The following is a 25,931-nucleotide window of genomic DNA, read 5'->3' on the forward strand; positions in this document are numbered from 1 at the left end:
CGCGCGGCCGGCCTGCAGTCAGTGTGATCAGGCCGGCTTGTGCAACCCCGCCACCGGATCGTTCGCGGCGGGCATGTCTTCCACCAGCGACGTGAGCTGGCGGCCCGTGTCGCGCCAGGCGTCCAGGCCGCCGCGCAACGGCAGCGCATCGGTGAAGCCTGCGTCGAGCAGGCGCTTGGCCATCAGCGCGGCCGTCACTTCATTCGGGCACGAGCAGTACACGACGAACTTCTGCGTGAGCGGATAGCGCGCGACGATGTCCTGGATGCGCCGCTCGTCCGCGAACTGCGCGCCGGGAATCGTGAACGGGTCGAGCTTGCGGTGCTCGGGCGAGCGCACGTCGAGCACCACCGGCGCGACCGGGTCGCGCAGCAGGAGGTCGAGCTCGTCGACGCCGATCCGCGCGCTTGCCAGCTGACGGATCAGCGCGCGGCGGCGCATCCAGCGCACGGCCGCATAGACTGCCAGCAGCGCGACGATCACCAGCAGCACCGCGCGGCCGAGCCGGCTCGCGCCGGCGAACAGCCAGTCGATCTGCCGGTAGAACACGACCCCCGCGACGAGCCCGACGATCGTCCACAGCGCGGCGCCCAGGGCGTCGTAGCCGGCAAACGTGCGATAGCGCGTGCCGAGCGCGCCAGCCATCGGCACCGACACGAGCGACAAGCCCGGAATGAAGCGCGCGACGGCGAGCACGCGCACGCCGTAGCGGCCGAAGAAGCGTTCGGTCTTCTTCACGCAGGTATCGCGCGACAGCGACAGCCGGCAGATCGTCTTCAGCGTCGTGCCGCCGTATCGCCGCCCGGCGATGTACCACACGGTGTCGCCGATCAGCGCGCCGAGCACCGACAGCGCCAGCACCGTCACGAGCTGCGAGCCGATCATCGCCGGATGCATCGCGGCCATCGCGCCGAACAGCACGAGCGTTGGCATCGCCGGCACGGGCAGGCCGATGGCTGCCGCGAGCACATTGGCGAAAACGAGAAGCGGCCCGTATTGGGCGACGAGGTCACGGAGCATGACGGCTGGCCGAAAAGAAAGCGCGTGGGGAGGATACGTAGATGGGCCGATTATCGGCCATTTTCAAGCTGGCGGCGGGGAATGACGGAAAGCGCCTGCCGGTGGCAGGGAGATGCGACGGGGCGGTGAGCCGATGCAATGCGCACGGCTCACCGTTGGAAATCAGGAGGGGGTGCGGGCGAGCGATGCGGCGCCGTGGTTTTCGCCGGGCAGTTCGGCGCCGTGCGAGCGGATCGCCGCGATCAGTTCGGCCGGCGTGATCTCGTAGCGGACCTCGCGGTGAATGCCGGGCTTGCGCTCGTCGATCTCGATCAGCAGCACGCTCTTGCCGTCGGCGGTCGATTCGAGCCGGAGCGAGCGCAGTTCACGGCCGTCGGCCGGGTCGTGTTCGGTGAGCAGGGTCATTGCCCCGGATGAGCCGGTAGTGCGCATCGAACCTATCCTCGTGTCGTGGATGCCGTATTGGCGAAGATGTCGTTGTTGAATGCAGCTTGACGAAGTTTAACGCGAACGGGCGGCAATACGGAGCATTTTCGTGGGCGCGAAATGAGGGCTGCACCAGCCATCCTTCGGATGTTTGGTCCGTTTCGCGGGCCTTGTGGGACAGGTCCGGGCTCCGGATCGCGGATCGGACGGCGCCCTGCTTCGCAACCGTATGACGAAAGCGTGTAATCGGATAATCTCGAAGGATTATCGGCACGACGGCGAAGCCTGATCCAGGGCTGTCGCGTGCAGCCTCGATCCGGGACCCTCATGGCCAACATCACGATCCGACACAGCGAAACGAAAGATATCGACGCGATCCGGCAGATCGCCGCGGCCCCGGCCGTCTATGCAAACACGCTGCAGGCGCCGTTCCCGTCGCTCGAAAAATGGGCGCAACGTATCGACGGCATACGCGAACGGGGTTTCAGCCTCGTCGCCGAGCTCGACGGTGAGGTGGTCGGCCATCTCGGGCTCACCCCGGAACAGAACCCAAGGCGGCGCCATGTGGCCGGGTTCGGGATGATGGTCAAGGCGTCGCACCACGGGCGCGGCATCGGTAACCGGCTGCTGGCCGCCGCGATCGATCTGGCGGAAAACTGGCTGAGCATTACGCGGATCGAACTGACGGTGTACGCGGACAACCGCGCGGCGATCGCGCTGTACGAGAAGCACGGGTTCCGGATCGAGGGCGAGTCGCCGGACTTCGCGCTGCGCGACGGCGAGTACGTATCCACCTGCCACATGGCGCGGCTCAGGCGTGTGGCCCGGCCGTCTGCCGGCGGCATTCGGAATCCCGACGCGCCCCTCTCCGCTGACGCTCGCGACTGACGCCGTGTTCGCCCGGGGCGCAGCCAGCGGGAACGCACGGTGTGTGCAAGACCGCCAGAATCGGCCGGCATGCCTGTGTCCGGTCGAATCCGGATCGATTCCATTTTCTGCCTGGTTCCATTTCTGCGCGCCGGTTCCTGTCGGAACCGGCGGGTGAGCGTTGCTTGCCTCCTTCCTTGGTTTCCTTATCTTGCGTTGCCGCTCCGGCTCGATGATCGGGGGCGCGTCGCGCATCAAACGGCATTCGCGAGAATGCGCTGATTTTGAATATGCAGGTATTCGACTTGATTGAATTATTGAAATCGAGAAATGAGACGTTTTGAAATATCAAATGAGACAATGGAGGGGTATTGGGATTGCACCTTTTTGCGAGGCTCTGTTTAATAAAAGGTTTTTCTAAATATCGGCGAAATTGGCGGTAATTTTGACGATGTTTGACAAATAAATGGCGGCTGTTTGTAATTTTGAGAGGCCGTTTCTTAAAATTGATGGATATAATCCGTTCGCGATTTTGGTAAGGGAGATGGATTTAATTCCAGTCGATCCGAAAAAAAGAGAGCGGATTGCGGAAGTGATGGAGACCCGCCAGTCGCATAGAACGATAGTGTCGATCCCGGGCCGGATACCCGGCTGGATCGAACACTGAATAAAGCAGAGCCGGTCCAGAACTGGCGGGTGCGTTCGAGAACGCTATCGATCCCGCAGGCCGTGCATGAGAGAGCAGAAGTCCATTCGCTACGGGGAAGTATCAAAATGCCGTGGAACATCCTGTCCGTAATCGGCGCTCGACCGCAAGCCGCCGCGATGCCGCAAGTCGTCGACGTTGTTGTCGCGATGCCGGCACTCGAATCTGTCGTTCGCCTGAACGACGTCACCCCCTCCAATGGCCCGGGCAAATAGTCCCGTACGCCGTCGACGTTGCCGCGCATTCGTCACGCGCCCGGCGACACCTTCGAAATTGAGTCTGTAAGGCCGCTCGAGCGGCATCGATAACCGGCAGCTGAAGATCGTCCGCATCGACGCGGATGCGTCGTCACGCGCGGAAATCGTTACGCATGTTCTCGTATCAGTTGGTTGGCCAGCGCGGCCGGGATGCTCGAGAGCATACAAAGATTCGCACTACTGATTTGTAACGCAACTCTACTTTAAAAAAGGGGAAATACGATATGGAGAAGAAGCAGATTTCGATGCTCGTGGCGGCGATGTTCGCCGGAGTAGGCATCATGAGTGCAGGGCTCGTTCATGCGCAGAGCAACTTCGTCGACCGCGGCAATCCGGACAACGCGCTCAATGGGCAGTGTATCGACGGAACGAACCCGCTTTGCGTTGCGACCAAGAGTGGCCAGTATGTCGCTGTGAGCACCGCGAGCTATACCGCGGGCAACAACGCGAAGGCAGGCGCCGCCGGCATCGCGATCGGCGATCGGGCCAACGCGAACAGCAAGGACACCAGCAGCGGCGGTGGCGGTGCCACCGCAATTGGCGTCGGTGCACAGGCGCTTGCCAATTCGGCGACGGCGATCGGCACGGTCGCTCTCGCGCAAGGCAACACGGCACTCGCGATCGGACGTCAATCGGCCGCAGTCGGCGATTACTCGATGGCGCTCGGCAACGTCGCGGATGCGCACGGGAAGAGCTCGATCGCACTCGGCCATTCGGCGCTTGCGCAAGGCGATCGCTCGGTCGCGATCGGCGGCGCAAATCCGACGGCGAGCGACGGCGTGTCGAACGGTGCAGCCTATGACGCCGCCACGCAGACGCGTGCGGCAGGCACGCAATCCGTCGCGATCGGCGCAGGTGCTCAGACCAACGGCGACAACCAGATCGCGATCGGCTCGGGCAGCGTCGGTGCGGCGAACAACACGAACCAGCCGGTGTTCGGCGGCACGGCCGCACCGGTCGGCGGCGCGGTTTCGTTCGGTTCGATCGGCAACGAGCGTCAGCTGAAGAACGTCGCGGCCGGCGTGGATGGCACGGATGCCGTCAACATTGCGCAGCTGAAGTCGGTCAACGACGGCCTGACGGCGAGCATCGGAAACGTCGATTCGCGCGTGACGAACCTGAGCACGACGGTCGGCGGCCAGATCACGACCATCAACACGTCGCTGTCGACGGCAACGACCAATATCACCAATCTGCAAGCGGCCGACCTGCTGAACGTGAAATACACCGACAGCACGCACACCGCAATCTCGCTCGACGGCAACGGCGGCACGACGATCGGCAACGTGAAGGCGGGTGTCGCCGACACGGACGCGGTGAACGTCGGCCAGCTGAACAGCGGCCTGTCGACGGTGCAAGGCAATGTCAATACGCAGATCACCAACCTCGGCTCGTCGCTGAGCACGTCGATCGTCGACGCGACGAAGGACGCGGTCCAGTATGACGGCGGCGCGCACGACAGCGTGACGCTCGGGGGCGTGAACGCCACTTCACCGGTCGGTCTGCATAACGTGGCGACGGGCACCGCCGACACGGACGCGGTGAACGTCAAGCAACTGAACAGCGGCATCAGCACCGCGGTTGCACCGATCAACCAGAACATCACGAACCTGCAGACGTCGCTCAGCACGACCAATCAGACGATCGACAATCTGAACACGAGCGTCACGAACATCGGCACGTCGCTGAGCACGGCCACGTCGAACATCACGCAACTGCAACAGGCGGATGCACGCAATGTGAAGTACGACGGCCAGTCGGGCTTCGATACGGTGACGCTGCAGGGCACCAACGGCACCAAGATCAAGAATGTCGCGGATGGCAAGGATGTGCACGATGCGGTGAATGTCGGCCAGCTCGACGGCGGCCTGTCGTCGCTCAGCACGAGCGTGACGAACAACGTCAATTCGCAGATCAGCAATCTCAGCACGACGATCAACAGCCAGATCGGTGCGGCCACGAAGAACGCGGTGCAGTACGACGACGACGCTCACACGAGCGTCACACTCGGCGGGCAAGGTGCGAGCGGCCCGGTGAGCCTGCACAACGTCGCGGATGGGGTCGCGAACAACGATGCCGTCAACGTCGGTCAATTGAACGGCGCGATTTCTCCGATCCGGTCGTCGCTGTCGTCGGCCGTGACGAACATCACCAACCTGCAAGGCAATGTGACCAGCCTGAGCACGTCGCTCGGCGCGACCAACCAGAACGTCACGAACCTGAGCTCGAGCCTTGCCGGCACGCAGACGGACGTGTCGAGCCTGCAGGCGGCCGACAAGCGAAACGTGAAATACGACGGTGCGGAAGGCTTCGATTCCGTGACGCTCGCGGGCCCGAACGGCACGAAGGTGACGAACGTCAAGGCGGCCGAGCTGTCGACGACGAGCACCGATGCGGTGAACGGCTCGCAACTGTATGCGACCAACCAGACGGTGGCGAAGCAGGGCGACTCGATCACGCAGATCGGTGGCCAGGTCACGCAGAACACGACCAGCATCGGCGCGCTGCAACAGGATGCGCTGCAATGGTCGGCAGCGGCCGGCGCATACGATGCCTCGCACGGTAGCGGTTCGGCGCAGAAGATCACGAACGTTGCGGCCGGCGATGTGTCGGCGACGAGCACGGACGCAATCAACGGCGCGCAACTGCAGCGCGTGCAGGACCAGATCGGCACGCAGATCGGTGGGGCGACGAAGAATGCGGTCGTATACGACACGGATACGAACGGCAATCGTCTGAATTCGGTGACGCTCGCGGGCGGGGCTGCCGGCGCGGTGAAGATCGCGAACGTCGCGCCGGGTTCGCTCGACGCGAACAGCACCGATGCGGTCAACGGCTCGCAGCTGTACGCGACCAACCAGAATGTCGCGACGCAGACGACGCGGGTCGATAACCTGACGACGAACGTTTCGACGCTGACGAGCAACCTGGCGACCACGAATACGAACGTCACGAACCTGCAGCAGGCGGACAAGCTGAACGTCAAGTACGACGGAAGCGACAAGAACACCGTCACACTCGGCGGTGCGGGCCACGTCCCGGTCAAGCTGTCGAACGTCGCGGACGGGGTGGCAAACAACGACGCCGTCAACGTCGGTCAACTGTCGAAGGTCACCGGCAATCTGCAGCAGCAGATCACCACGCAAGGCGGCACGATCACGTCGATCGATCAACGCGTGACGACGAATACCACCAGCATTTCGGCGCTAAAGCAGGACGCGCTGCAATGGAATGCGACGCTCGGCGCGTACGACGCAAGCCACGGCAGCAGTGCGCCGCAGCAGATCGCCAACCTCGCGCAAGGCGTGAAGGGCACCGACGCGGTCAACGTCGATCAGTTGAATAGTGCGGTGAAGGAAGGCGTCGGCGCGCTCGATTCGCTCGCGGTGAAGTACGACGATGCGAGCAAGCGGCAGGTTTCGCTCGGCGCCGGCAATGACGGCGTGCCGGTGCGCGTGACGAACGTCGCGGAAGGTGGCGTCTACGCCGGCAGCAGCGATGCGGTGAACGGCTCGCAACTGCGCTACGCTACCGACAGCGTCGCGGCTGCACTCGGCGGCGGTGCCTCGGCGAACCCGAACGGTTCGATCAATGCGCCGAAGTACGACGTCGGCGGCGACACGTTCAATAACGTCGGTGACGCGCTCGGCAACATCGACCACCGCGTCGCGATCAACGCGACGACGATCCAGAACCACGAAACGCGTATCGGCAACGCGGAAACGAATATCGTCAATAACACGAAGGCCATCGCAGGCTTGCAGCAAGACGCGCTGCAATTCGATCCGGTCGTCGGCGCCTACAACGCAGCGCGAGGCGGCGCGGCCACGAAGATCTCCAGCGTGGCGGACGGCAATGTCGCGGCGGGCAGCACGGACGCGGTGAACGGCGGTCAGTTGTTCGGCGTGAAATCGGATCTCGAACAGCAGATCACGAACGTGTCGAACCAGGCCGGCGAGGCCGTGAAGAACGTCGTGAAATACGATGTGGACGCGAGCGGCAACCGTTTGAATTCCGTGTCGCTCGTCGGCGGCGACGTCACGTCGCCCGTCGTGTTGAAGAACGTCGCGGCCGGCGTGGCCGATACCGACGCGGTGAACGTGAAGCAATTGAAGGGCGTGCAGTCGAACATCGACGTGCTCGGTGCGCTGGCCGTCACGTACGACGACAGCTCGAAGCACGTCATCACGCTCGGCGGCGGCGCGGGCGGCACGAAGATCACCAACGTGCAGGCCGGCACGCTCAGCGCAACCAGCACGGACGCGGTGAACGGCTCGCAGCTCCACGCGACGAACCAGCAAGTCGCGCAGAACACGACCGACATCTCGAACCTGCAGCAGAACGTGACCAATGTCGCGAACGGCAAAGCCGGCCTCGTGCAGCAGCAGGATCCGAACGGGCAGATCACGGTCGGCGCGGGTACCGGCGGCACGTCGGTGAATTTCGCCAACGGCGCCAACGCGGATCGCGTGCTGACGGGCGTGGCCGCGGGCGTCAACAGCAATGACGCGGTGAACCTCGGTCAGCTCGACAGCGCGCTCCAGGGCGTCAGGGCCGACCAGCAGGTCAAGGGCGTCGCCACCGATGCGAACACGAACTGGATCGCCCGCGCGGATGCGGGTTCGTTCGGATCGACCGCGACGGCTACCGGCAACAACTCGGTGGCCGTCGGGCAGGGCTCGGTTGCGGATCGCGACAACACGTTCTCCGTCGGCGCGACCGGCAACGAACGTCAGATCACCCATGTCGCGGCCGGTACGGCGCCGACCGATGCGGTGAACGTGCAGCAGCTCAATGACAACGTCGCGGCAGCGTCGGCGGCATCGCGCGGCTACACGGATCAACGTGTCGGCCAGGTGTACAACGACCTGAACACCGTCAAGAAGGACATGTTCGGCGGCGTTGCGTCGGCGATGGCCGTTGCCGGTCTTCCGCAACCGACCGCACCGGGGCGTTCGATGGTGACGGCCGCCACGGCGAACTACCGCGGCCAGCAAGGTTTCGCGGCGGGTTATTCGTACGTGACGCAGAACGAGAAGTGGGTCGTGAAAGCGTCCGTCACGGGCAACACCCGTTCGGACTTCGGCGCGGTCGTCGGCGCGGGCTACCAGTTCTGACGCACGCCGACATCGCGGGGCCGCGCACGTCCGTCAAGTGCGCGGCGAGCCGCTGCGAACCTGCCCGTTCGGGGCGGTTCGCAGCCGGCAGGCGACGAAGCGACTCATGCCGGACCGGCTGCCGCATCCCGCCGAAGGCGGTGCTTCGCGCCGCCCGATCACCGCGGCCGTTTGGCGCTCGGTGAACCGGCGCAGGCAAGCGGATCCGATAGCGGGCACGGCGCATCCCGTTACGGGGCGGCGCTGCAATCGCCCTAGGCGTGGATTGCCGCTCGGATGACCGTGGCGCGTCGCCCGTTCCGATCCACGACAACGACATTCGCAATAAAAAATGCGAGGACAACATGGCTTCCGGGGAAGTCTATCTTTCGACCGACCACATCGAGCCCGCGCTGCGGGACGAGTACTGGCGCGACGTCACGCGGCCCATCGCGGAAACGTCCCTGATAGCGGATCACGGCGACGCGCGTCTGGCAGGTACGCTCGTGTCGCGCATGGTCGGCGAGATGCTGCTGTGGCGTGCATCATTCAATGCACAAGCGTACCGGCGCGATCGCCGCACGATCGAACAAAGCGGCCTCGACCAGTACGTCGTGCAGCTCGTGCAGGAGGGCGCGCACGTCGGTCATTTCGACGGCGTCGACGCGCGCGCGCAGGCGGGAGACATCTATGTGATCGACCTTGCCCGGCCGCTGAGCAGCCAGGTGGACCCGGGCGCATCCCTCGCGGTCGTCATGCCGCGCGACGGGCTCGAGCGGGTGGCCGACGGACGGAATCTGCACGGCGCGGTGCTTGGCGCGGACAAGGGAACCACGCGCCTGCTCGCCGACTATCTGAGAGGGGTGCACCGGGTCGCGGCGCATGTGTCGACGCCGCAGGCGACCGCGGTGCAGGACGCACTGGTGGCGCTGCTCGCGGCCGGGTTACTGGACGCGTCACACGGGGACGACGTGGGCCTCGCGACGCACGGCACCGTCCTGCGCAGACGGATCGTGCGGTACATCGCGGGTCACGTAACGGATCGCGATCTCGGCCCCGAATCGCTGATGGCGTACTTCCGCATTTCGCGTGCGCACCTGTATCGCGTGTTCGAGATGGACGGCGGTGTCGCGCGTTTCATTCGCGCCCGCCGTCTCGATCTCGCGTATCGGGCGCTTGTCGATCCGCGGTCGAGCGGGCAGTCGATCAAGGAAATCGCGCTGCGCCACGGTTTTTCGAGCAGCGACCGGTTCGTGCACGCGATCCGTCAGCGCTTCGGCATGACGGCGAGCGAGATCAGGAGGGGGCACGCGAAGCTCGCGGCGCCCGCGCATGATTTGTCGCGGTTGCACGGTTATTTCGCGCGTTACGCGGTGGTGCCGCAGCCGAAACCGGGGACGAGCGATCGATGATGTCGTATCCGGCGAGCACAGGCCGGTGCAGGTTCGCGCGGTCGGACCGATGGCCCGTTTGCCGTTCAGTGCATGAAGGCGTTGCGCTCGGTTGAAAAAAAAGCCACACGCATGTGGCTTGTGAAGGCACAAAGATCGGACACGGGGGTGCCCGATTCGTTAATTATCTTACTAACGCGAATCAAGATGAACGGCGCGGGCGGTGATTCGTCTCTTTAAATGCTTTGAAGTGTCCCATTTCGTCGAATGATCGCAGTATCTCGATTCGAATCAGCAATAGCGGTCGATTCGCCGTGACGATGACTGCACACGGTGCACGTATTTAATCAACGCCATGTGTGCGATTCGGTATCTGGCGCCGATTGAAAGTTCGCGAGATGGCGTTGCGGGGAATGCGCGCCTCCTCCGGACGCTGCTGCGTGCATGGCGCCGTCGCGCTGCGCGTCGCTGGGTGTAAAACCGAAATGCGAGCGGAACGCCCGCAGAAACTGCGCGCTGCTCGAGAATCCGTACTCGGCCGCGATCGCGCCGATCGGACGCGCGGGGCCGCGCTGATACCTGAGTGCCAGGTAGGCCGCGTCGAGTCGCTTGTTGCGGATGAGCCTGGTCACGCCGCCATCTTCGGCAAAGGCCCGGTACAGGGGGGCGCGCGAAATCCGGAACCGGCACATCAGCGACTCGGGATTCAGTTCCGGGCGCGGGAACGTGCGAGATTTGTTGAGCGCCGGACTCTACACCGATGTGCAAATGCGAGTTTCCCCTTGCGACCAACATCGGTACGCGCGTAATTCGCATTGCTGAATTCGACGCGTAATAACCATTCGAAAACTTATTCGTTAGACGATCGGCGCGTGCGCGGTATGGTTCGATGATTTGGCGTGCGGCGCACCCGTACGTCGGCGCGCCAACGTTTCCATCGCCGAAATTCGCGCGACAGCGGCGCGCGATGCACCCGCCTTCTTCTCTACGGAACCCGCTTCGATGAAAACCGTCCTCCGAAACCTGACTGCCGCCTGCCTGATCGCCGCCGCGGGTGCGGCGTTTGCCACCACCGCGCCGCAGGGTGCTGCGGTATCCAGCGCGTCGAGCGGCGGCGTGCATCTGCCGCCCGGCATCGCGTGGCAGCAGGGCGACGTCGATGCGGCCTTCGCGCTGGCGAAGCGCACCGGCAAGCCGCTGCTGCTGTACTGGGGCGCGGTGTGGTGCCCGTCGTGCAACCAGGTGAAGTCGACGATCTTCAGCCAGCAGGCATTCAAGAGCCGCTCGACGTTCTTCGTGCCCGTGTATCTCGACGGCGATACCGAAAGCGCGCAGAAGCTCGGCGAGCGCTTCAAGGTGCACGGCTACCCGACGATGATCCTGTTCCGCCCGGACGGCACCGAAGTGACGCGGCTGCCGGGCGAAGCCGATCTCGACCGCTACATGCAAGCGCTGTCGCTCGGGATGACGGCCACGCATCCGGTGCGGCAGACGCTCGCGAACGCGCTGAACAACGGCGCGTCGCTGACGCCGGACGAATGGCATTTGCTTGCCGACTATTCGTGGGACACCGACGGCGCGCTGCCGGTGCCGGCCGACCGTGTCGCGGTGACGCTGCAGACGCTGTCGCAACGTGCGCGCGCAGCCGGCGCGAAGGCGGACGCCGCGCGGTTCGCGCTGAAGTCGGCGGTGGTCGCGGCATCGGACGATCCCGCGCAGGCCGGTGCGCTCGACAAGGCCGCGCTCGCCGATGCACTGCGCGGGGTGCTGCGTGAGCCGGCGCTGTCGCGGGCCGATTCGGACGTGCTGGTGGCGGCGCCCGCGCGGGTGGTCGCGTACCTCGGCGGCGACGCCACGCAGCGCGCGACGTTGCGCGCTGCGTACGACACGGCGCTCGCGCGCCTGTCGACCGACACCACGCTGTCGTCGATCGACCGGCTGATGGCGTTGCACGGCCGCGTGCTGCTCGCGCGCGGCGACGCGCACGACGGCGCGCCGCTCGCTGCGCCGGCTCTGGTCGACACCGCCCGCAAGCAGATCGCGGCATCGGTGCAGGGTGCCGCGAATGCGTACGAACGCCAGGCGCTCGTCAGCGAAGCAGCGGACACGCTGACCGACGCGGGGCTCTACGACGAATCGGATGTGCTGCTGAAGGCCGAGTTGCCGCGTTCGTCGACGCCGTACTACTTCATGTCAGGGCTGGCCGCGAATGCGAAGGCGCGCGGCGACAAGGCCGCGGCGCTCGACTGGTACGGCAAGGCGTACGACTCGGCGAGCGGACCGGCGACGAAGCTGCGCTGGGGCGCAACCTATTTCGCGAATGCAGTCGCGCTGGCACCGGACGATGCGGCGCGCATCGAAGGGATTGCCGCAAGCGTGCTGGCTCAGGCGGGCAAGACCAAGGATGCCTTCTATGGTGCGAACCTGCGCGCGTTGACCAAGGTCGTCACGCAGCTCAACCGCTGGCGCGGCGGCAGCGCGCACGATGCGTCGGTCAGGTCGGTCGTGAAGCAGTTCGACGGGGTGTGCGCAAAGCTGCCTGCGGGCGATCCGCAGGCAGCGGCATGCACGAAGCTGATTCAGCCTGTGAAGGCGTAACGGCGCGCGAGGGCGCGGCCGGGCGGGCCGGGAGAGCGGATCCCGCGATTACTGGGCCGATTCCGGCGCCGCGCCGCTATTACCGTCATACCCGTCGCGCTGCTGACGGGCGATCTTCGCTTCGGCGGAAACGATGCTGGCCGGATAGAACCAGTCGCTGGGCTGGAAGCCGGCCTGCTTGAGCGCCTTCACTTCGGCGTGCACCTGCGCGCGTGTCAGCGGTGGGTTCGACTGTGCCAGGGCGGCGAGCGGCGCGGATACGGCCAAGGCAATGGCAACTGCATGGATCAGGCGCTTCATGATCGGGACCTCCATGTTTTCGACTGGGCGGCCGGGCTTCGGGCGACGAAGCGGCGGCGGTTGAAGGCAGTGTAGGCCCGGCCGTGTGCGGGAAAAATGCGATCACTCCCAACGCAGTGTTCTGCTGTTGGTAACAATGGGTGGGCGGTAGCAATGGGTCGGCGCTAGCGCGCGATGCCGGATGGCGGTGCATGGCGGACGTCGAGCCGTTCGGGCCACGTGGCAGCATGGTGTGCCCAACGGGGTCCGGGCGATCGGACGGGGCGAGCCGGTCGGAGGTGAATTCCGCGCGATCCGCCCCGGTGTGCATGCAGGCCGATCGGGCCGACGCTGTGCGGCGTGATGAGCGCCGCGCCGCGCTGCGTGTTGCGATGCCCGGCCAGTCGAACGGCCGTGACACGCAAAAGGAGGCTTGAGGAGCGGAGCGCCGGCCGGCGTCGATGCGGCCGGCCGGAGTGGGGCAGCGTGCGGAACGCTGCCCGATGTGGGGGCTTACACGAGGCCCGTCGTGTAGTACACGGCGATCACGAAGAACACCGCGAGCGTCTTGATCACGGTGACCGCGAAGATGTCGCGATACGACTCGCGGTGCGTGAGGCCCGTGACCGCGAGCAGCGTGATGACCGCGCCGTTGTGCGGCAGCGTGTCCATGCCGCCGCTGGCCATCGCGACGACCCGGTGCAGCACGTCCATCGGAATGTTGGCTGCCTGCGCGCCCTTGATGAACAGGTCCGACATCGCGGCGAGCGCGATGCTCATGCCGCCCGACGCCGAACCGGTGATGCCGGCGAGCGAGCTGACCGACACGGCCGCGTTCACGAGCGGGTTCGGAATGCTCTTCAGCGCGTCGCTGACGACGAGGAAGCCCGGCAGCGCGGCGATCACGCCGCCGAAACCGTATTCCGACGCCGTGTTCATCGCGGCGAGCAGCGCGCCGCCGACGGCGGCCTTCGAGCCGGCCGCGAAGCGGTCGCTGACGCGCTTGAACGCGGTCAGGACGACCAGCACGATACCGAGCAGCAGCGCGGCCTCGACCGACCAGATCGCGACGACGGTCTTGATCGACGTCGTGACCGGCGTGTGCACGCCGGGCAGCACGTCCGGCGCAACCGTGTACGACGCGGCCCCGTACCACTGCGGGATCAGCTTGGTGAACGTGAAGTTCGACGCACCGACGAGGATCAGCGGCAGGATCGCCAGCGCAGGATGCGGCAGTGCCGTCGCTTCGACGCGCTCCGGTTCGTTGATGAGCGACGTGCCGTAGCCTTCGCCCTTCGCCATCGCCGAACGGCGGCGCCATTCCAGGTACGCGAGGCCGACGACGATGATGAACAGCGAGCCGATCGTGCCGAGCGCGGGAGCGGCCCAGGCGGTCGTCTTGAAGAACGTGGTCGGGATGATGTTCTGGATCTGCGGCGTGCCGGGCAGCGAATCCATCGTGAACGAGAACGCGCCGAGCGCGATCGCACCGGGCATCAGCCGCTTCGGAATGTTGCTCTGGCGATAGAGTTCGGCCGCGAACGGATACACCGCGAACACCACGACGAACAGCGACACGCCGCCATAGGTGAGCAGCGCGCACACCGCGACGATCACCGCATTCGCACGCGAGCGGCCGATGTAGCGGATCGCCGCATGGACGATCGACTCGGAGAACCCGGACAGTTCGATCACCTTGCCGAACACGGCACCGAGCATGAACACCGGGAAGTACAGTTTGACGAAGCCGACCATCTTCTCCATGAAGATGCCGGAGAAGACCGGTGCGACGGCGGCGGGTTCGATCAGCAGGACCGCGCCGAGCGCGGCGATCGGCGCGAACAGGATCACGCTGTAGCCGCGATACGCGGCGAACATCAGGAACGCCAGCGCGGCGAGGACGATCACGAAAGACAAGGGAGTCTCCTAATGGCTTTGAATGGCTTTGGTTGTTGTTCGATCGCGGGACGCGCCGCGGACCGGCTCAGGTTCGTGCAGGTTTCGTGCCATCGGCCGGATTGCGCCGCCGGACATGGGTCCGACGCAGGCCGGCGGGCCCGCGCCGGCGAATGTCTGATGATTCTACATAAAACGTCTCCATTCGGAGACGATCCGGCCGCCCGGGACGCCCGATGAAGCACGCAGGGCTTTCCCGGACAAGCCATTCCCGCGTGTCTCCGAAATGAGATAATCCGTCTCGTTCTGGAGACATCCGGCCAAGCATACGCGGAGACGACGACACGATGATGAACGACTGGGCCCGCCTGCCCGTCAATTACGGCGACGTGCTGCGGCGTGCCGCCGAGTCGCTGTTTCGGACCTTCGAAGATTCGAGTGCGGGCACGGTGGTCGTCGATCGCGATGCGCGCGTCGTGTGGATGAACGAGCGTTACGCGGCGCGCTTCGGGTTCGCCGATCCGCAGCAGGCGGTCGGCCTCGACTGCGAGGCCGTGATTCCGAACAGCCTGATGCGCGAGGTCGTGTCGAGCGGACAGCCGATCCTGCTCGACATCATGGAGACCGGCCGCGAGCCGCTGGTCGTCACGCGCCTGCCGCTGAAGAACGAGGCGGGCGAGACGGTCGGCGCGATCGGCTTCGCGCTGTTCGACCAGTTGAAGACGCTCACGCCGATCTTTTCCCGCTACGCGCAGCTTCAGCAGCAGCTGATCGCGACGCAGCGTTCGCTTGCGCAGGCGCGCCGTGCGAAATACACGTTCGCGAGCTTCGTCGGCACGAGTGCCGCGAGCCTCGAAACCAAACGGCAGGCGCGCCGCGCCGCGCAGGTCGATTCGCCGGTCCTGCTGCTCGGCGAAACGGGCACCGGCAAGGAACTGCTCGCGCATGCGATCCACGCAGCTTCGGCGCGCGCGCTCCAGCCGCTCGTGACCGTCAACGTCGCCGCGATTCCCGACACGCTGCTCGAAACCGAATTCTTCGGCGCGGCGCCGGGTGCGTATACCGGTGCCGATCGCAAGGGGCGCGTCGGCAAGTTCGAGCTGGCCGACCGCGGCACGTTGTTTCTCGACGAGATCGGCGACATGCCGTTGCCGCTGCAGGGCAAGCTGCTGCGCGTGCTGCAGGACAAGGAGTTCGAACCGGTCGGCTCGAACCGGATCGTGCGCGCGGACGTCCGGATCATCGCCGCGACGTCGGCCGACCTGCCCGCGCTGGTCGCGGACGGGCGCTTTCGTGCGGATCTCTACTACCGGCTCAATGTGCTGACGATCCATGCACCGCCGCTGCGCAAGCGAGCGTCGGACATCGCGGCGCTCGTGTACGCGACGCTCGAGGAACTCGCCGCGCAGCACGGCCGCGCCGCGCACTGCGAACTGACCGACGATGCGCTGCGGATGCTGTGTGCGTACCCGTGGCCCGGCAATGTGCGCGAGCTGCGCAACACGCTCGAACGTGCGCTGATGTTGTCGGACCGCACGGTGATCGATGCGGGTGCGCTCGCGCCGTTCCTCGGGCCGGTGCGTGTCGCGCCGGACAGCATGCCGGCGGGCATGCGGACTGCTCCGTCTCAGGTCGGCCGGGACGCGGGCGACGCGCCGGGTGCATCTGGTGCGCCAGTCGTTTCGTATACCGATGCATTGGCCGCGTGGGAGCGCCAGTTCCTGATCGACGCACTCGCGGCGTGCGACGGGAAGGTCGTGGAAGCGGCCGCGCGCATCGGTATCGGTCGGGCGACGCTCTACAAGAAACTGGCGGCGCTGGGGATCGACCGATAGCAAGCGGTGGCGGATGCGGTCGGACATGACGAGCGGCACCCGGAAAGTGCCCAACAGGAGACAACGATGAAACGAATCGGCATCGCCGGATGGCTGGCCGTGCTGGTGGCGACGTCGGCGTTCGCGCAGGGCGACGACGCTGACGCACCCGCTGCGCGGCGCAACTGGTACAACGATCCGTTCGTCGCGTTGTCGCAGGACTTCGCCGAATGTCCGCTGCCGCTCGGCCCGTGGATGACGCGCGCCGAGATGACGGACGACGCGCATTACCGCGCCGAGCGCGGGACCACCTGCTGGCTCGCCCACCGCTGCACGAAACCGAATTCCTATATGTATGACGCACCGATCGCCGCGGCTGCGAAAGCGCATTTCGCTGGCTCCGATCGCCTGCAGGGCACGAGCCTGTGGATCACCGTGCAGCGGCGCTTCATTTATGTCGAAGGGTGTGCCGATCCGGCCTTCGATCGGCAGGTGCTGCAGCGCGAACTCGGCGCGCTTCCCGACGTCGAGCAGGTTTTCGTTCGCATCACCGACGATCCGCACCGGGCCGTGCCGTACAAGACGCGCGGACGGCCCGACCGGACGCCGGAATGAACGCGTGATGAGCGTGCGTGGCATACTCGCGACATTCAAAAAATGGTTGACGGAAAGAACAATGAAACACATGCTTGCGTCGGTCTGTCGGTGGCCCGGAACGCATTGGCGTCGGGCCGGATTGTTGGCCCTGGTCGCAGGGCTCGGCGGGTGCGGCGGCGGGGCGCCGCTGTTTACTTCGGACGGGCGCCCGACTACGCAGGTGCAGTGCACCGGCAGTGGCTGGAGCAATTGCACGGACAATGCCCGAGCCATGTGCAACGGGGAATTCGACATCCTCCAGCAATCGACCGATGACGCCGTGCGAAACCTTCTCTTCGCATGCAAGAAGAAAAGCGGTTATTGATCCCGACATGACCGGATGAGGAGACCATAATCGGGTGAAGCGCTTTTCTATTCGCTTGGAGTCGGCTATTTTTCATGAATAACACTCACGGAATCCCATCCATATGGCGACCTACAGGCAACTGACAGCGCAGCTCGAAAGACTTCAGCAAAAGATCGACAAGGAGCGCGAAAAGGCAATTAGCGATGCGATTGCCGCGATCCGGGCGAAAATCGAGGAATTCGACATTACGGCGGAAGAACTCGGTTTCCGTCCGTTGGGCACCGCCGCTGTCGCAAAGCCGAAGCGTCCGCTGCCGCCGAAGTACCTGAACCCGAAGACGGGCGAAACGTGGAGTGGCCGCGGGCGTGCGCCGGCATGGCTCGGCAAGAACCGCGCGCGTTTCCTGATCAAGGACTGACTCCCGAAAATCCTCACCTTTCGTGTGCTGACTGACGGTGCGAACGGCCAAATGGCCGTCGCACCGTTTTGTTTTTGTGTCACCGCAGCGTGAAGCAGGCCGGTGAATCGACGTGCCATGCCGCGCGATTAACGGGTGCCGTTTTGCGAATTCGCTGCGATTCGACCGTATATCTCCGTGAATTCCGGTAAACAACCGCGCAATTGCACGACATGCGCGCGTTGCCATTTGCACGCTTCGCGGTGACTGCGTGCTGCGGTCTGCCATCACCTTTCGCGCATTCACGCAGCGCGATGCGCAATTCCCGAATATGCTCACCATGGCTCCTGTAAATCCTCACCTTTGAGGAGGCGACCGGATCGTCGCATCGCATGCGTTCATCGTGTGCGTCGTGCGCAGGCATCGACGACCGGCCCATGTTGCAGGCGTTGACGCGTGTCGCAAAGTCGGCCGTTCGGCATATAGGCAGCCGCATCCCGTTCGCCTATGCTTGGGGTTCGCGTCGATCGGCGCACGGCCCGCCGGGTGCGTGTGCCGGTCGGGTCGTCTTTCGTTAACGTAGGGAGCCGATGTGACCGTCCGCCATCTCGATGCGTTGTTCCAGCCCAGGTCCGTTGCGGTCGTCGGTGCATCGTCGCGCGCGGGGAGTTTCGGCGCGATGGTGTGGGCGCGCGTGCTCGACGGCGCGTTCGACGGGCCCGTGTGGCCCGTCAATCCGAAGCATCGCGAGTTGAACGGACACCGGGTCATCGCCGATGTCGACCGGCTTCCCGCGCCGCCGTCGGTCGCGGTGATCTGCACGCCGCCGGCCACGTGGGCCGGCATCGTGCGCAAGCTCGGCGAGCTCGGCACGCGCGTCGCGGTGATCGTCGGCGAGGCGCGCACCGACGCGGATCGCGCCGCGCTCGATCGCACGCTCAAGGCCGCGAAGCCGTTCGTGCTCCGTATCGTCGGGCCCGGCAGTCTCGGCGTGCTGTCGCCCGCCCGGCATGCGCATTTCGGCGCGCCGGCCTATACGGCGCGATCGGGCGGCGTCGCGTGGGTGTCGCAATCGAACGCGCTGACGAACGCGGTATTGGGCTGGGCCGATGCGCGCGGCCTCGGCTTTTCGCATGTCGTCGCACTCGGCGGCGAGGCCGACGTCGATGCGGGCGACGTGCTCGACTATCTGGCAAGCGATCCCGGCACGCGTGCGATCCTGCTCGAACTCGACACCGTATGCGCCGCGCGCAAGTTCATGTCGGCGGCGCGTGCGGCGGCGCGCAACAAGCCGGTGCTCGCGCTGCGCACCGGGCGCGCCGATCCCGGCGATGCGCTTTACACGGCGGCGTTCCAGCGTGCGGGAATGGTGCGCGTCGATGCGCTCGACGATCTGCTCGACGAGATCGAGACGCTCGGCGTCGGGCGCGTCACTGCGCGTGGCGCGGCGACGCTCGTGACCAGCGACGCGGGTGTCGCGAAACTCGCGGTCGATGCAGTCGCGGAGGTGCGCGACGTGCTGGCCGACTGGCCGGCGGCGGCAACCTCGGCGGTGTCGGCCGCGTTGCCGCATCTCGTCGAGCCCGGCAATCCGCTGGCGCTGGGCGACGATGCGCGCCCCGAGCATTTCGGCGCGGCCATCAAGGCGCTTGCGCCGTTTCCGCAGACGGGCACGCTGTTCGTCGTGCATTCGACGTCTCACAGCGCGCCGGCCGACGCCGTCGCGCGCACGCTGATCGAATCGCGGCAGCATGCGTACCGCGGCATCCTTGCGTGTTTCTTCGGTGGGGTCGACGCAACGACGCGCGACGCACTGCACGCCAACGGCATCCCGGTGCATACGACACCGCAGCGGCTTGCGCGCGCATACGCGCGGCTCGTCGACTACAACCTCGGTCGGCAACTGCTGATGCAGACGCCCGAGGGCACGCCGCCGCAACCGGCCGAGTGCGTCGCGTTCGCACAGGCCGATGCGCGCCGAAGGGTCGAGGCCGGTGAACCCGAACTGGCCGGCGAAGCGGCGCTGCGCTGGCTGTCCCACTTCGGGCTGCACGGCGAGCCGGCCGATGCGCCGGCGGGTGCCAGAGTTGTCGACGTCACGGTCGAGATGTACGACGATTCGAACTTCGGCCCGGTGTTCCGCTATGCCGTGCCGCCGGCGGACGGCATCTCGGCGCCGTTCGTCGTGTACGGGCTGCCGCCGCTGAATACGGTGCTCGCCCGCGCGGTGATGGAGCGTTCGCCGTATGCGCGACGCACGCCCGTCGAACCCACGCTTGGTGCGCTCATCGCGCTGTCGCAAGTCGTATGCGACGTTCGCGAAGTCGTCGCGATGTCGATCACGCTGCGCGTGCTGGCCGATCGTGTGCACGTCATCGCGCCGCGCATTACGCTGGCTGCCGGGCGCAGCCGGCTCGCGATCATGCCGTATCCGCGCCATCTCGAGCAGACGCTCGAATGGCGCGGCGAGACCGTGACGATCCGCCCGATCCGTCCGGAGGACGAGGAGGCCCACAACGAACTGCTTGGCGCGATGACGCCGGACGATTTGCGGATGCGGTTCTTCGGTGCGGTGCGCAGCTTCGATCATTCGCAAGTGGCGCGCATGACGCAGATCGACTACGACCGCGAGATGGCCTTCGTCGTGTCGTTCACCGACGTATCGGGCCGGTCGCACACGCTCGCGGTGGTGCGCGCGGTCGCCGATCCCGACAACGAGACGGCGGAGTTCGCGATCGCGGTGCGGCCCGATCAGAAGGGCAAGGGGCTCGGTCGGCTGCTGATGACCCGCATCATCGACTATGCGCGATCGCGCGGCACGGCGTGGATGATCGGCGAGGCGCTGCGCGAGAATACGGCGATGATCTCGCTGGCGAAGTCGTGCGGTTTCGCGGTATCGACGACGGAAGAACCCGGCGTGGTGGGGTTCAGGATGAAGCTGCAGTCGTAATCGAGGTTGGGTGCTGGCTCGAACGTGCCGCGATGTCGTGCGTCGTCGATACATGCCGCACGGTGTCGGAGGCGTTCATTCATGGTCGCGTGGGCCGGCTCTACTTCGGGCTGCAAAGTATCCAGGCTGATCGAACACGCACGGCGGAAACCCTTCGGGACCGGTGCAGAAGCGCGAAGTCAGCGATCAGCGACATCGACGACGGGTCCGTTGCGTGTGTCGACGGCCGGCGTGTACGCACCATTTCGACTGTGCATTCGCGCACCCCGAACCCGCATTCCGCACCCGCAGCGTCCGAAATTCTACAGAGGTGAGACTTTTCGGGAGCCGTGAGTGAGCTTCTCCGGGATGACGGAGGTGAGCCGATGCGGGAGCACTCGGTGAGCTTTCCCGGGAGCGGCCGGTGAGCCCTTGCGGGAAGCGCTGGTGAGCCTTTCCGGGAAGGCCGGGTGAGCGTCTGCGGGAGGTGTAGGTGAGGACGTTCGGGAGGCTGCGGTGAGCGTCTCCGGGAGCCTTGGGTGAGCTGTTACGGGATATGCCGGTGAGCGCTTGCGGGAGGCTGAGGTGAGGCTTTTCGGGAGCCTGCGGACGCAGTGCTCCGGCAGGCGCGGCACCGGCCTCGGCCGGCGTCCGCGCCGCTACGGGCACGCATGAACCGTGCCCGCAACAGCGTTTACACAGCGAGTTTCGACGCTGCGTCGTTCACCTGGTCGCGCGAAATCGCGAGTTCTTCGAGGTGCGCTTCGGCATAGACGCCGCCGGTTTCGCGCTCGAGGCGGGCGATCGTCAGTGCGCAACGCGCGGTGTCCTTCGGCATCGCGATGAAGCGCTTGACCGATTCGCCGGACGTAAACGCGTCGAACAGCGCGCTGCGCACGTCGTCCGGGAGCGTCTTGGTCCATTGGTACGGCTTGCCGTTGAACGTGATCGACGGCGGCAGCGTGCGTTCCTTCTTGGTGGCCGTGATGAGGCCGTAGGTGCGCGCGGCGTCGCCGATCTGCTCGGGCGAGAAGAGTTCGTCGGGCGTGATGTCGAACTGTTCGATGTAGTTCTCGATCGCGAGCATCGCAGCGGCGCGATCGTCGCGCTTCTTCTGCGCGCGCGCGACGATATCGCGCAGCTCGTCCGCTTCCTCGGGCGTGATCGTGAAGCTTGCCTGCTTCTGCTGAAGTTCGGAGAAACGCTGGAATTCTTGATCGTTCAGAAGTTTGGCCATGACATCCATCAGACACGACGGCCGCGACAACCGGCCGCCGTAGTTTTTGAGAGGGCCGCTATTCTAGCGTAGCGCCGCGCGTGCAGCGCCCGCACCTTCGGCAACGGTCTGGCGAAGGCCGACGCGAGCGTCTGCGATCCCGCCGCGCATCGCGCAGCGGAGCGGCCTCCCGCCGGCCGAGTGGCTGAACGACTGCCGCGCCCGAACGATCGACCGGCTTCAGCGCCGTCGCGCGTTCAATATGTCTCCGCGCGGCACATCGACAGATGGCCGGCCGTATCGCGCAGCCCTGCGACGACTGTGTCGGAGGACGGCGCCATGTGCGCATCGATGCGGCGCATGTACGGGCAGGTCAGCACCGCGATCGCATGGCCGGACGGGCCGAGGATCGGCGCGCTCAGGTCGGTGACGCCGTACGCCTGGCGGCTGTCCTGGCGCAGATAGCCGGACTGCCGGATGGACTGGCACGCGTACGCGAGTTCCTGTTCGTTGATCGGCGCTTCACCCTTGACCTTGCGATGCTCGGCCAGTATGTGCGCGCGCTGCTCGGCACTCTGGAACGACAGCATCACGCGGCCCGACGCCGTATCGGCGAGCCCGACACGCGAGCCGAGCCGCACCGACACGCCCCACGGGCCGGGGCCGTCGACCTGCGCGATCACGAGCAGGTTGCCGCGATCGTAGACTGACAAATGGCACGACTGTTCGGCGGCATCGGCGAAGCGCTGCATCAGCGGCAAGGCTTCGGCGATCAGCCGGTTCATCGGCGGATGCCGGTGGGCGAGTGCGAACAGTTTCAGGCTGAGCGTGTAGCGGTCGCCGCCGGTCGAGCGCATCACGTAGCGGCGGGCAACGAGACGTTCGAGCATCCGGTAGATCTCGCTCGCGTTGCGGCCGAGCTCTTTCGTGATTTCGGTGCGGGTGAGTCCTTCCTTTTGTTCCGACAGGAGTTCGAGGATGTCGAGACCCTTGTCGAGCGCGGGCGCGCGATAGCGATCGGCTGCGCCCATCGACTCCCGTGCGTCGATGCCGGGAAGCGGGTTGTTGGTCGTTTGCATTATGTTTGGAAGTCCGGGAATTGCCGATCGGTGGGCGACGCACGCAGGCCCGTTTTGCACGCGGATTCGTCAAGCCGCATGCGGATGTGACCGCCATCCGCGTGAGCTTAACAACAAACTTACAGTGTGCAATGCGGCATCTTTTTGCCGATCGTTACCGAGCAAGAACGGATCAGGTGTCGTTCCCGATGACAGGGTCATAACGAATATTCGCAATTCGCTTGCCTGTGATGGAAGAAATGCGGGATTCGGAGTCGGGCCGAATGTATCGACAGGTCCGATGCTGCGGTGCAACCACGGCAGGCGCACCAATAGTCGGTATCCGTCGCGCGCCATTTCACGGCGGGCCGCCGATGGTACAAAGAGTGGCGGGCCAGCGACGGCGCGGCCGCGCGTGAAGCCGGCCGGCAAGGGCCGGCACATGCCGCGGATGCCGGGCCGTCGTCGCCGATGCGCAGACCGGCGGCCGCCCGTTCGATGCGCGCTGCACCCCGGTGCGGCGCCGCGATCGCTGCGCCTGCGCGAGCCTCGCGCGTCGAACGGCTGCCGGAACCTGGGCCGACGCGCGCCATCGACGATCGACATTCAGTCCGGCGCGTGGCTGTGAGCGGCCGCGTCGGCCGGTATCCTGTCACATTCGACAACAGAGGTTGAGCACGATGAAACTGCTTCGCTATGGCCCGTCCGGCCAGGAAAAGCCCGGAATTCTCGACGCGGACGGCCGGATTCGCGACCTGTCCGCGCACGTGCCGGATCTTGCCGGCGACGCGCTGTCCGACGCCGGTCTCGCGCGGCTGCGCGGGATCGACCCGGCCACGCTGCCGCTCGTCCCCGGCGAGCCGCGCATCGGCGCGTGCGTCGGGCGCGTCGGCAAGTTCATCGGCATCGGTCTGAACTATGCGGACCACGCGGCCGAAGCCGGCATGCCGGTGCCGAAGGAGCCGGTGGTGTTCGGCAAGTGGACGAGTTCGATCTGCGGCCCGAACGACGGCATCGACATTCCGAAGGGCTCCGTGAAGACGGACTGGGAAGTCGAGCTGGGCGTCGTGATCGGCGCGACCTGCAAGGACGTCGACGAAGCACACGCGCTCGACTACGTCGCGGGCTACTGCGTCGTCAACGACGTGTCCGAGCGCGAGTGGCAGATCGAGCGCGGCGGCCAGTGGGACAAGGGCAAGGGCTTCGACACGTTCGGCCCGATCGGCCCGTGGCTCGTCACGCGCGACGAGGTGCCCGATCCGCAGCGCCTCGACCTGTGGCTCGAGATCGACGGCCATCGCTATCAGAACGGCAACACGCGCACGATGGTATTCACCGTCGCGCAACTGATCGCCTACCTGTCGACCTGCATGACGCTGCAACCGGGCGACGTGATCACGACCGGCACGCCGCCGGGCGTCGGGATGGGCATCAAGCCGTCGCCGGTGTTCCTGAAGGCCGGCCAGATGGTGCGCCTCGGGATCGAAGGGCTCGGCGAGCAACTGCAGAGCACGCGCAACGCGCAGTAAGCATTGGCCCGGCGCGGGCCGGATGCGGGTGCAGTCAACCGCAACCCGGCTGCGCTGCCCGGCCGGCCGCCCGATCGCCTCGCATGACCGGCGGCGGCGGCCGTCGCGAACCGAACATCGATGCAGCAAAGACAAGGGCCCGATTCCGCGCGATGCGGAATCGGGCCCTTGTCGTTCATCCGGGTCCGTACGAACCGGATCAGACGACGTTGTCCAGCTCGCAATGGGCTTCGAGCCGATACCCGTCGGGGTCGACGACGAATGCCGCGTAATAGCCGGGGCCATAGTGCTCGCGCTTGCCGGGGCCGCCGTTGTCCTGCCCGCCGTGCTGGAGCGCGGCGCGGTAGAACGCGTCGACTTCCACCGGCGACGATGCGCGAAACGACACGTGCAACCCTGAATCGGGATCGGCGACGACCGGACGGGTCGCGTGCTGCAACCACAGCATCGGTTCGCTGGTGCCGTAGCCGAGGGATCCGTCGTCGCTGTACAGCCGCTTGTAGCCGAGCGCGCCGAGCGTGCTGTCGTAGAACGCGCGGCTGCGGTCGATGTGGGCAACGCCGAACGAAAGGTGATCGATCATCTGTGGCTCCTTGAACTGAAGGGGGACGTCAGTGCGGCAAACCTGCTTATAACCACCATGCCAGCCGCTTGTAGCGCAGTGCGCCGAGCGTGCTGTCGTAAAGCGCGTGGCTGCGATCGATGTGGACAACACCGCAGGAAAAGCGATCGATCATCTGTGGCTCCTTGAACTGAAGAGGGGACGTCAGCGCAGCAAACCTGTTTTTAACCACCATGCTGGTTATGTTAGAAAGCGCCCGGACGCTTGTCAACCAGCATGGTGGTTAGATACGATCGCGTCATGAGCAAAACGCAACCTTCCGTCACGACGGACTGCCTGATTCCGGCCCCGTCTGAAACGCTGAGCATCGATTTCGCGAACACGCTGTACTGGCGCGGCGCCGACGCGCCGACGGAAACCTTCGGCACGCTCGACGACCTGCTCGCGTGGTGCCGGGAGCAGGCGCGCATGCCGGCCTGCGTGGCCGACGCGTGTCGTGCGCAATACCTGAACAACAATGAAGAACCGGCGATGCTGGCGCGCGCGCTCGCGTTGCGCGAGGCGCTGTATCGGCTCTTTCACGCGCAGGCCGAGCGGCGCGAGCCGCAAGCCGACGATCTCGCGCTGCTGGGCGGTTTTCTGGCGGAGGCGGCGCCGCGCGTCGCGCTGGCGCGGGTCGACGGCGGCTATGCGTGGCGGATCGGGGAAGCGGGCGCGACGCTCGCTGGGCTGCTGAGCCCGGTGCTGTGGTCGGCGACCGACCTGCTGGGCGGCGCGCGGCTCGCGAAGGTCAAGCGCTGCGCGAACGACGCATGCCAGTGGCTGTTCATCGACGACAGCAAGAACGGCAGCCGCCGCTGGTGCTCGATGTCGTCGTGCGGCAATCGCGCGAAGGCGTACCGCCACTATCACAAGGCCGATTGACGGGGCCGATGATCCCGCGCGTC

Annotated in this window: 19 protein-coding genes; 11 read left to right on the plus strand and 8 right to left on the minus strand. The window is 65.7% G+C overall.

Going from position 1 to position 25,931, the window contains the following annotated elements; genetic code table 11:
* Nucleotides 1–27 precede the first annotated feature (27 nt).
* Nucleotides 28–1,020, minus strand: a complete 993-nt coding sequence (locus tag GEM_RS28105; protein WP_014900822.1) for a DedA family protein/thiosulfate sulfurtransferase GlpE — start codon at nucleotides 1,018–1,020, stop codon at nucleotides 28–30.
* A gap of 162 nt (nucleotides 1,021–1,182) precedes the next feature.
* A complete protein-coding gene (locus GEM_RS28110; RefSeq protein ID WP_014900823.1) occupies nucleotides 1,183–1,452 on the minus strand; it encodes a hypothetical protein in 270 nt (89 codons plus the stop codon).
* Nucleotides 1,453–1,773: 321 nt separating this feature from the next.
* On the opposite strand from GEM_RS28110, the gene GEM_RS28115 reads away from it, so the two are divergent.
* The 3 genes from GEM_RS28115 to GEM_RS28125 all read left to right on the plus strand — a co-directional run bounded on the left by GEM_RS28115 (nucleotide 1,774) and on the right by GEM_RS28125 (nucleotide 9,784).
* Entirely contained in the window at nucleotides 1,774–2,334 is a 561-nt protein-coding gene (locus tag GEM_RS28115; protein ID WP_014900824.1) for a GNAT family N-acetyltransferase, read from the plus strand.
* Nucleotides 2,335–3,500: 1,166 nt separating this feature from the next.
* On the plus strand, nucleotides 3,501–8,393 hold the full coding sequence (locus tag GEM_RS30730) for a YadA-like family protein (RefSeq protein ID WP_014900826.1): 4,893 nt from the start codon (nucleotides 3,501–3,503) through the stop codon (nucleotides 8,391–8,393).
* A gap of 344 nt (nucleotides 8,394–8,737) precedes the next feature.
* Entirely contained in the window at nucleotides 8,738–9,784 is a 1,047-nt protein-coding gene (locus tag GEM_RS28125; RefSeq protein ID WP_014900827.1) for a helix-turn-helix domain-containing protein, read from the plus strand.
* Nucleotides 9,785–10,110: 326 nt separating this feature from the next.
* On the opposite strand, the gene GEM_RS28130 is transcribed toward GEM_RS28125, so the two are convergent.
* Nucleotides 10,111–10,455, minus strand: coding sequence for a helix-turn-helix domain-containing protein (locus GEM_RS28130; RefSeq protein ID WP_014900828.1), 345 nt, complete (start codon nucleotides 10,453–10,455; stop codon nucleotides 10,111–10,113).
* A 310-nt stretch (nucleotides 10,456–10,765) separates the two neighbouring features.
* Here GEM_RS28130 and GEM_RS28135 point away from each other — a divergent pair, with 310 nt between their 5' ends.
* Nucleotides 10,766–12,361: a thioredoxin family protein gene (locus tag GEM_RS28135; RefSeq protein WP_014900829.1), complete on the plus strand. Its 1,596-nt coding sequence runs from the start codon at nucleotides 10,766–10,768 to the stop codon at nucleotides 12,359–12,361.
* Between the two features lie 48 nt (nucleotides 12,362–12,409).
* Here GEM_RS28135 and GEM_RS28140 read toward each other — a convergent pair whose 3' ends face one another.
* Both GEM_RS28140 and GEM_RS28145 read right to left on the minus strand, forming a co-directional pair.
* Entirely contained in the window at nucleotides 12,410–12,661 is a 252-nt protein-coding gene (locus tag GEM_RS28140; RefSeq protein WP_014900830.1) for a DUF4148 domain-containing protein, read from the minus strand.
* Between the two features lie 492 nt (nucleotides 12,662–13,153).
* Entirely contained in the window at nucleotides 13,154–14,557 is a 1,404-nt protein-coding gene (locus GEM_RS28145) for a GntP family permease (protein ID WP_014900831.1), read from the minus strand.
* A 326-nt stretch (nucleotides 14,558–14,883) separates the two neighbouring features.
* On the opposite strand from GEM_RS28145, the gene GEM_RS28150 reads away from it, so the two are divergent.
* The 5 genes from GEM_RS28150 (at nucleotide 14,884) to GEM_RS28170 (ending at nucleotide 20,640) form a co-directional block, all read left to right on the plus strand.
* Complete coding sequence (locus tag GEM_RS28150; RefSeq protein WP_014900832.1) at nucleotides 14,884–16,371, plus strand: sigma-54 interaction domain-containing protein; 1,488 nt, start codon at nucleotides 14,884–14,886, stop codon at nucleotides 16,369–16,371.
* A gap of 66 nt (nucleotides 16,372–16,437) precedes the next feature.
* Nucleotides 16,438–16,965: a hypothetical protein gene (locus GEM_RS28155; protein ID WP_014900833.1), complete on the plus strand. Its 528-nt coding sequence runs from the start codon at nucleotides 16,438–16,440 to the stop codon at nucleotides 16,963–16,965.
* Between the two features lie 61 nt (nucleotides 16,966–17,026).
* Nucleotides 17,027–17,311 (plus strand): hypothetical protein, encoded by a 285-nt coding sequence (locus tag GEM_RS28160; protein ID WP_014900834.1) that lies wholly within the window; start codon nucleotides 17,027–17,029, stop codon nucleotides 17,309–17,311.
* A gap of 103 nt (nucleotides 17,312–17,414) precedes the next feature.
* Nucleotides 17,415–17,711, plus strand: a complete 297-nt coding sequence (locus GEM_RS28165) for an H-NS family nucleoid-associated regulatory protein (RefSeq protein ID WP_014900835.1) — start codon at nucleotides 17,415–17,417, stop codon at nucleotides 17,709–17,711.
* A 571-nt stretch (nucleotides 17,712–18,282) separates the two neighbouring features.
* Complete coding sequence (locus GEM_RS28170; RefSeq protein WP_041490867.1) at nucleotides 18,283–20,640, plus strand: GNAT family N-acetyltransferase; 2,358 nt, start codon at nucleotides 18,283–18,285, stop codon at nucleotides 20,638–20,640.
* Between the two features lie 673 nt (nucleotides 20,641–21,313).
* Here the strand turns inward: GEM_RS28170 and GEM_RS28175 are convergent.
* Complete coding sequence (locus tag GEM_RS28175) at nucleotides 21,314–21,865, minus strand: hypothetical protein (protein ID WP_014900837.1); 552 nt, start codon at nucleotides 21,863–21,865, stop codon at nucleotides 21,314–21,316.
* 227 nt (nucleotides 21,866–22,092) lie between these two features.
* The gene (locus tag GEM_RS28180) at nucleotides 22,093–22,914 is read right to left on the minus strand and encodes an IclR family transcriptional regulator (RefSeq protein WP_014900838.1); all 822 of its coding nucleotides are present in this window, start codon (nucleotides 22,912–22,914) and stop codon (nucleotides 22,093–22,095) included.
* Nucleotides 22,915–23,573: 659 nt separating this feature from the next.
* Between GEM_RS28180 and GEM_RS28185 the strand changes: the two genes are divergently transcribed.
* On the plus strand, nucleotides 23,574–24,422 hold the full coding sequence (locus GEM_RS28185; RefSeq protein WP_014900839.1) for an ureidoglycolate lyase: 849 nt from the start codon (nucleotides 23,574–23,576) through the stop codon (nucleotides 24,420–24,422).
* 199 nt (nucleotides 24,423–24,621) lie between these two features.
* Here GEM_RS28185 and GEM_RS28190 read toward each other — a convergent pair whose 3' ends face one another.
* Entirely contained in the window at nucleotides 24,622–25,005 is a 384-nt protein-coding gene (locus GEM_RS28190; protein ID WP_014900840.1) for a VOC family protein, read from the minus strand.
* A 279-nt stretch (nucleotides 25,006–25,284) separates the two neighbouring features.
* Between GEM_RS28190 and GEM_RS28195 the strand changes: the two genes are divergently transcribed.
* On the plus strand, nucleotides 25,285–25,908 hold the full coding sequence (locus tag GEM_RS28195; protein ID WP_014900842.1) for a CGNR zinc finger domain-containing protein: 624 nt from the start codon (nucleotides 25,285–25,287) through the stop codon (nucleotides 25,906–25,908).
* Nucleotides 25,909–25,931: the final 23 nt, after the last annotated feature.

Origin of the sequence: Burkholderia cepacia GG4, assembly GCF_000292915.1 — a bacterium.
GTDB lineage: Bacteria > Pseudomonadota > Gammaproteobacteria > Burkholderiales > Burkholderiaceae > Burkholderia > Burkholderia cepacia_D.

Excerpts from the sequence above, each read along its gene's own strand:
- GEM_RS28180 (WP_014900838.1), bottom strand. The coding sequence starts at position 22,914 with ATGCAAACGACCAACAACCCGCTTCCCGGCATCGACGCACGGGAGTCG.
- GEM_RS28185 (WP_014900839.1), top strand. The coding sequence starts at position 23,574 with ATGAAACTGCTTCGCTATGGCCCGTCCGGCCAGGAAAAGCCCGGAATT.
- GEM_RS28165 (WP_014900835.1), top strand. The coding sequence starts at position 17,415 with ATGGCGACCTACAGGCAACTGACAGCGCAGCTCGAAAGACTTCAGCAA.
- GEM_RS28155 (WP_014900833.1), top strand. The coding sequence starts at position 16,438 with ATGAAACGAATCGGCATCGCCGGATGGCTGGCCGTGCTGGTGGCGACG.
- GEM_RS28190 (WP_014900840.1), bottom strand. The coding sequence starts at position 25,005 with ATGATCGATCACCTTTCGTTCGGCGTTGCCCACATCGACCGCAGCCGC.
- GEM_RS28125 (WP_014900827.1), top strand. The coding sequence starts at position 8,738 with ATGGCTTCCGGGGAAGTCTATCTTTCGACCGACCACATCGAGCCCGCG.
- GEM_RS28115 (WP_014900824.1), top strand. The coding sequence starts at position 1,774 with ATGGCCAACATCACGATCCGACACAGCGAAACGAAAGATATCGACGCG.
- GEM_RS28130 (WP_014900828.1), bottom strand. The coding sequence starts at position 10,455 with ATGTGCCGGTTCCGGATTTCGCGCGCCCCCCTGTACCGGGCCTTTGCC.
- GEM_RS30730 (WP_014900826.1), top strand. The coding sequence starts at position 3,501 with ATGGAGAAGAAGCAGATTTCGATGCTCGTGGCGGCGATGTTCGCCGGA.
- GEM_RS28110 (WP_014900823.1), bottom strand. The coding sequence starts at position 1,452 with ATGCGCACTACCGGCTCATCCGGGGCAATGACCCTGCTCACCGAACAC.
- GEM_RS28135 (WP_014900829.1), top strand. The coding sequence starts at position 10,766 with ATGAAAACCGTCCTCCGAAACCTGACTGCCGCCTGCCTGATCGCCGCC.
- GEM_RS28140 (WP_014900830.1), bottom strand. The coding sequence starts at position 12,661 with ATGAAGCGCCTGATCCATGCAGTTGCCATTGCCTTGGCCGTATCCGCG.
- GEM_RS28195 (WP_014900842.1), top strand. The coding sequence starts at position 25,285 with ATGAGCAAAACGCAACCTTCCGTCACGACGGACTGCCTGATTCCGGCC.
- GEM_RS28105 (WP_014900822.1), bottom strand. The coding sequence starts at position 1,020 with ATGCTCCGTGACCTCGTCGCCCAATACGGGCCGCTTCTCGTTTTCGCC.
- GEM_RS28160 (WP_014900834.1), top strand. The coding sequence starts at position 17,027 with ATGAAACACATGCTTGCGTCGGTCTGTCGGTGGCCCGGAACGCATTGG.
- GEM_RS28175 (WP_014900837.1), bottom strand. The coding sequence starts at position 21,865 with ATGGATGTCATGGCCAAACTTCTGAACGATCAAGAATTCCAGCGTTTC.
- GEM_RS28150 (WP_014900832.1), top strand. The coding sequence starts at position 14,884 with ATGATGAACGACTGGGCCCGCCTGCCCGTCAATTACGGCGACGTGCTG.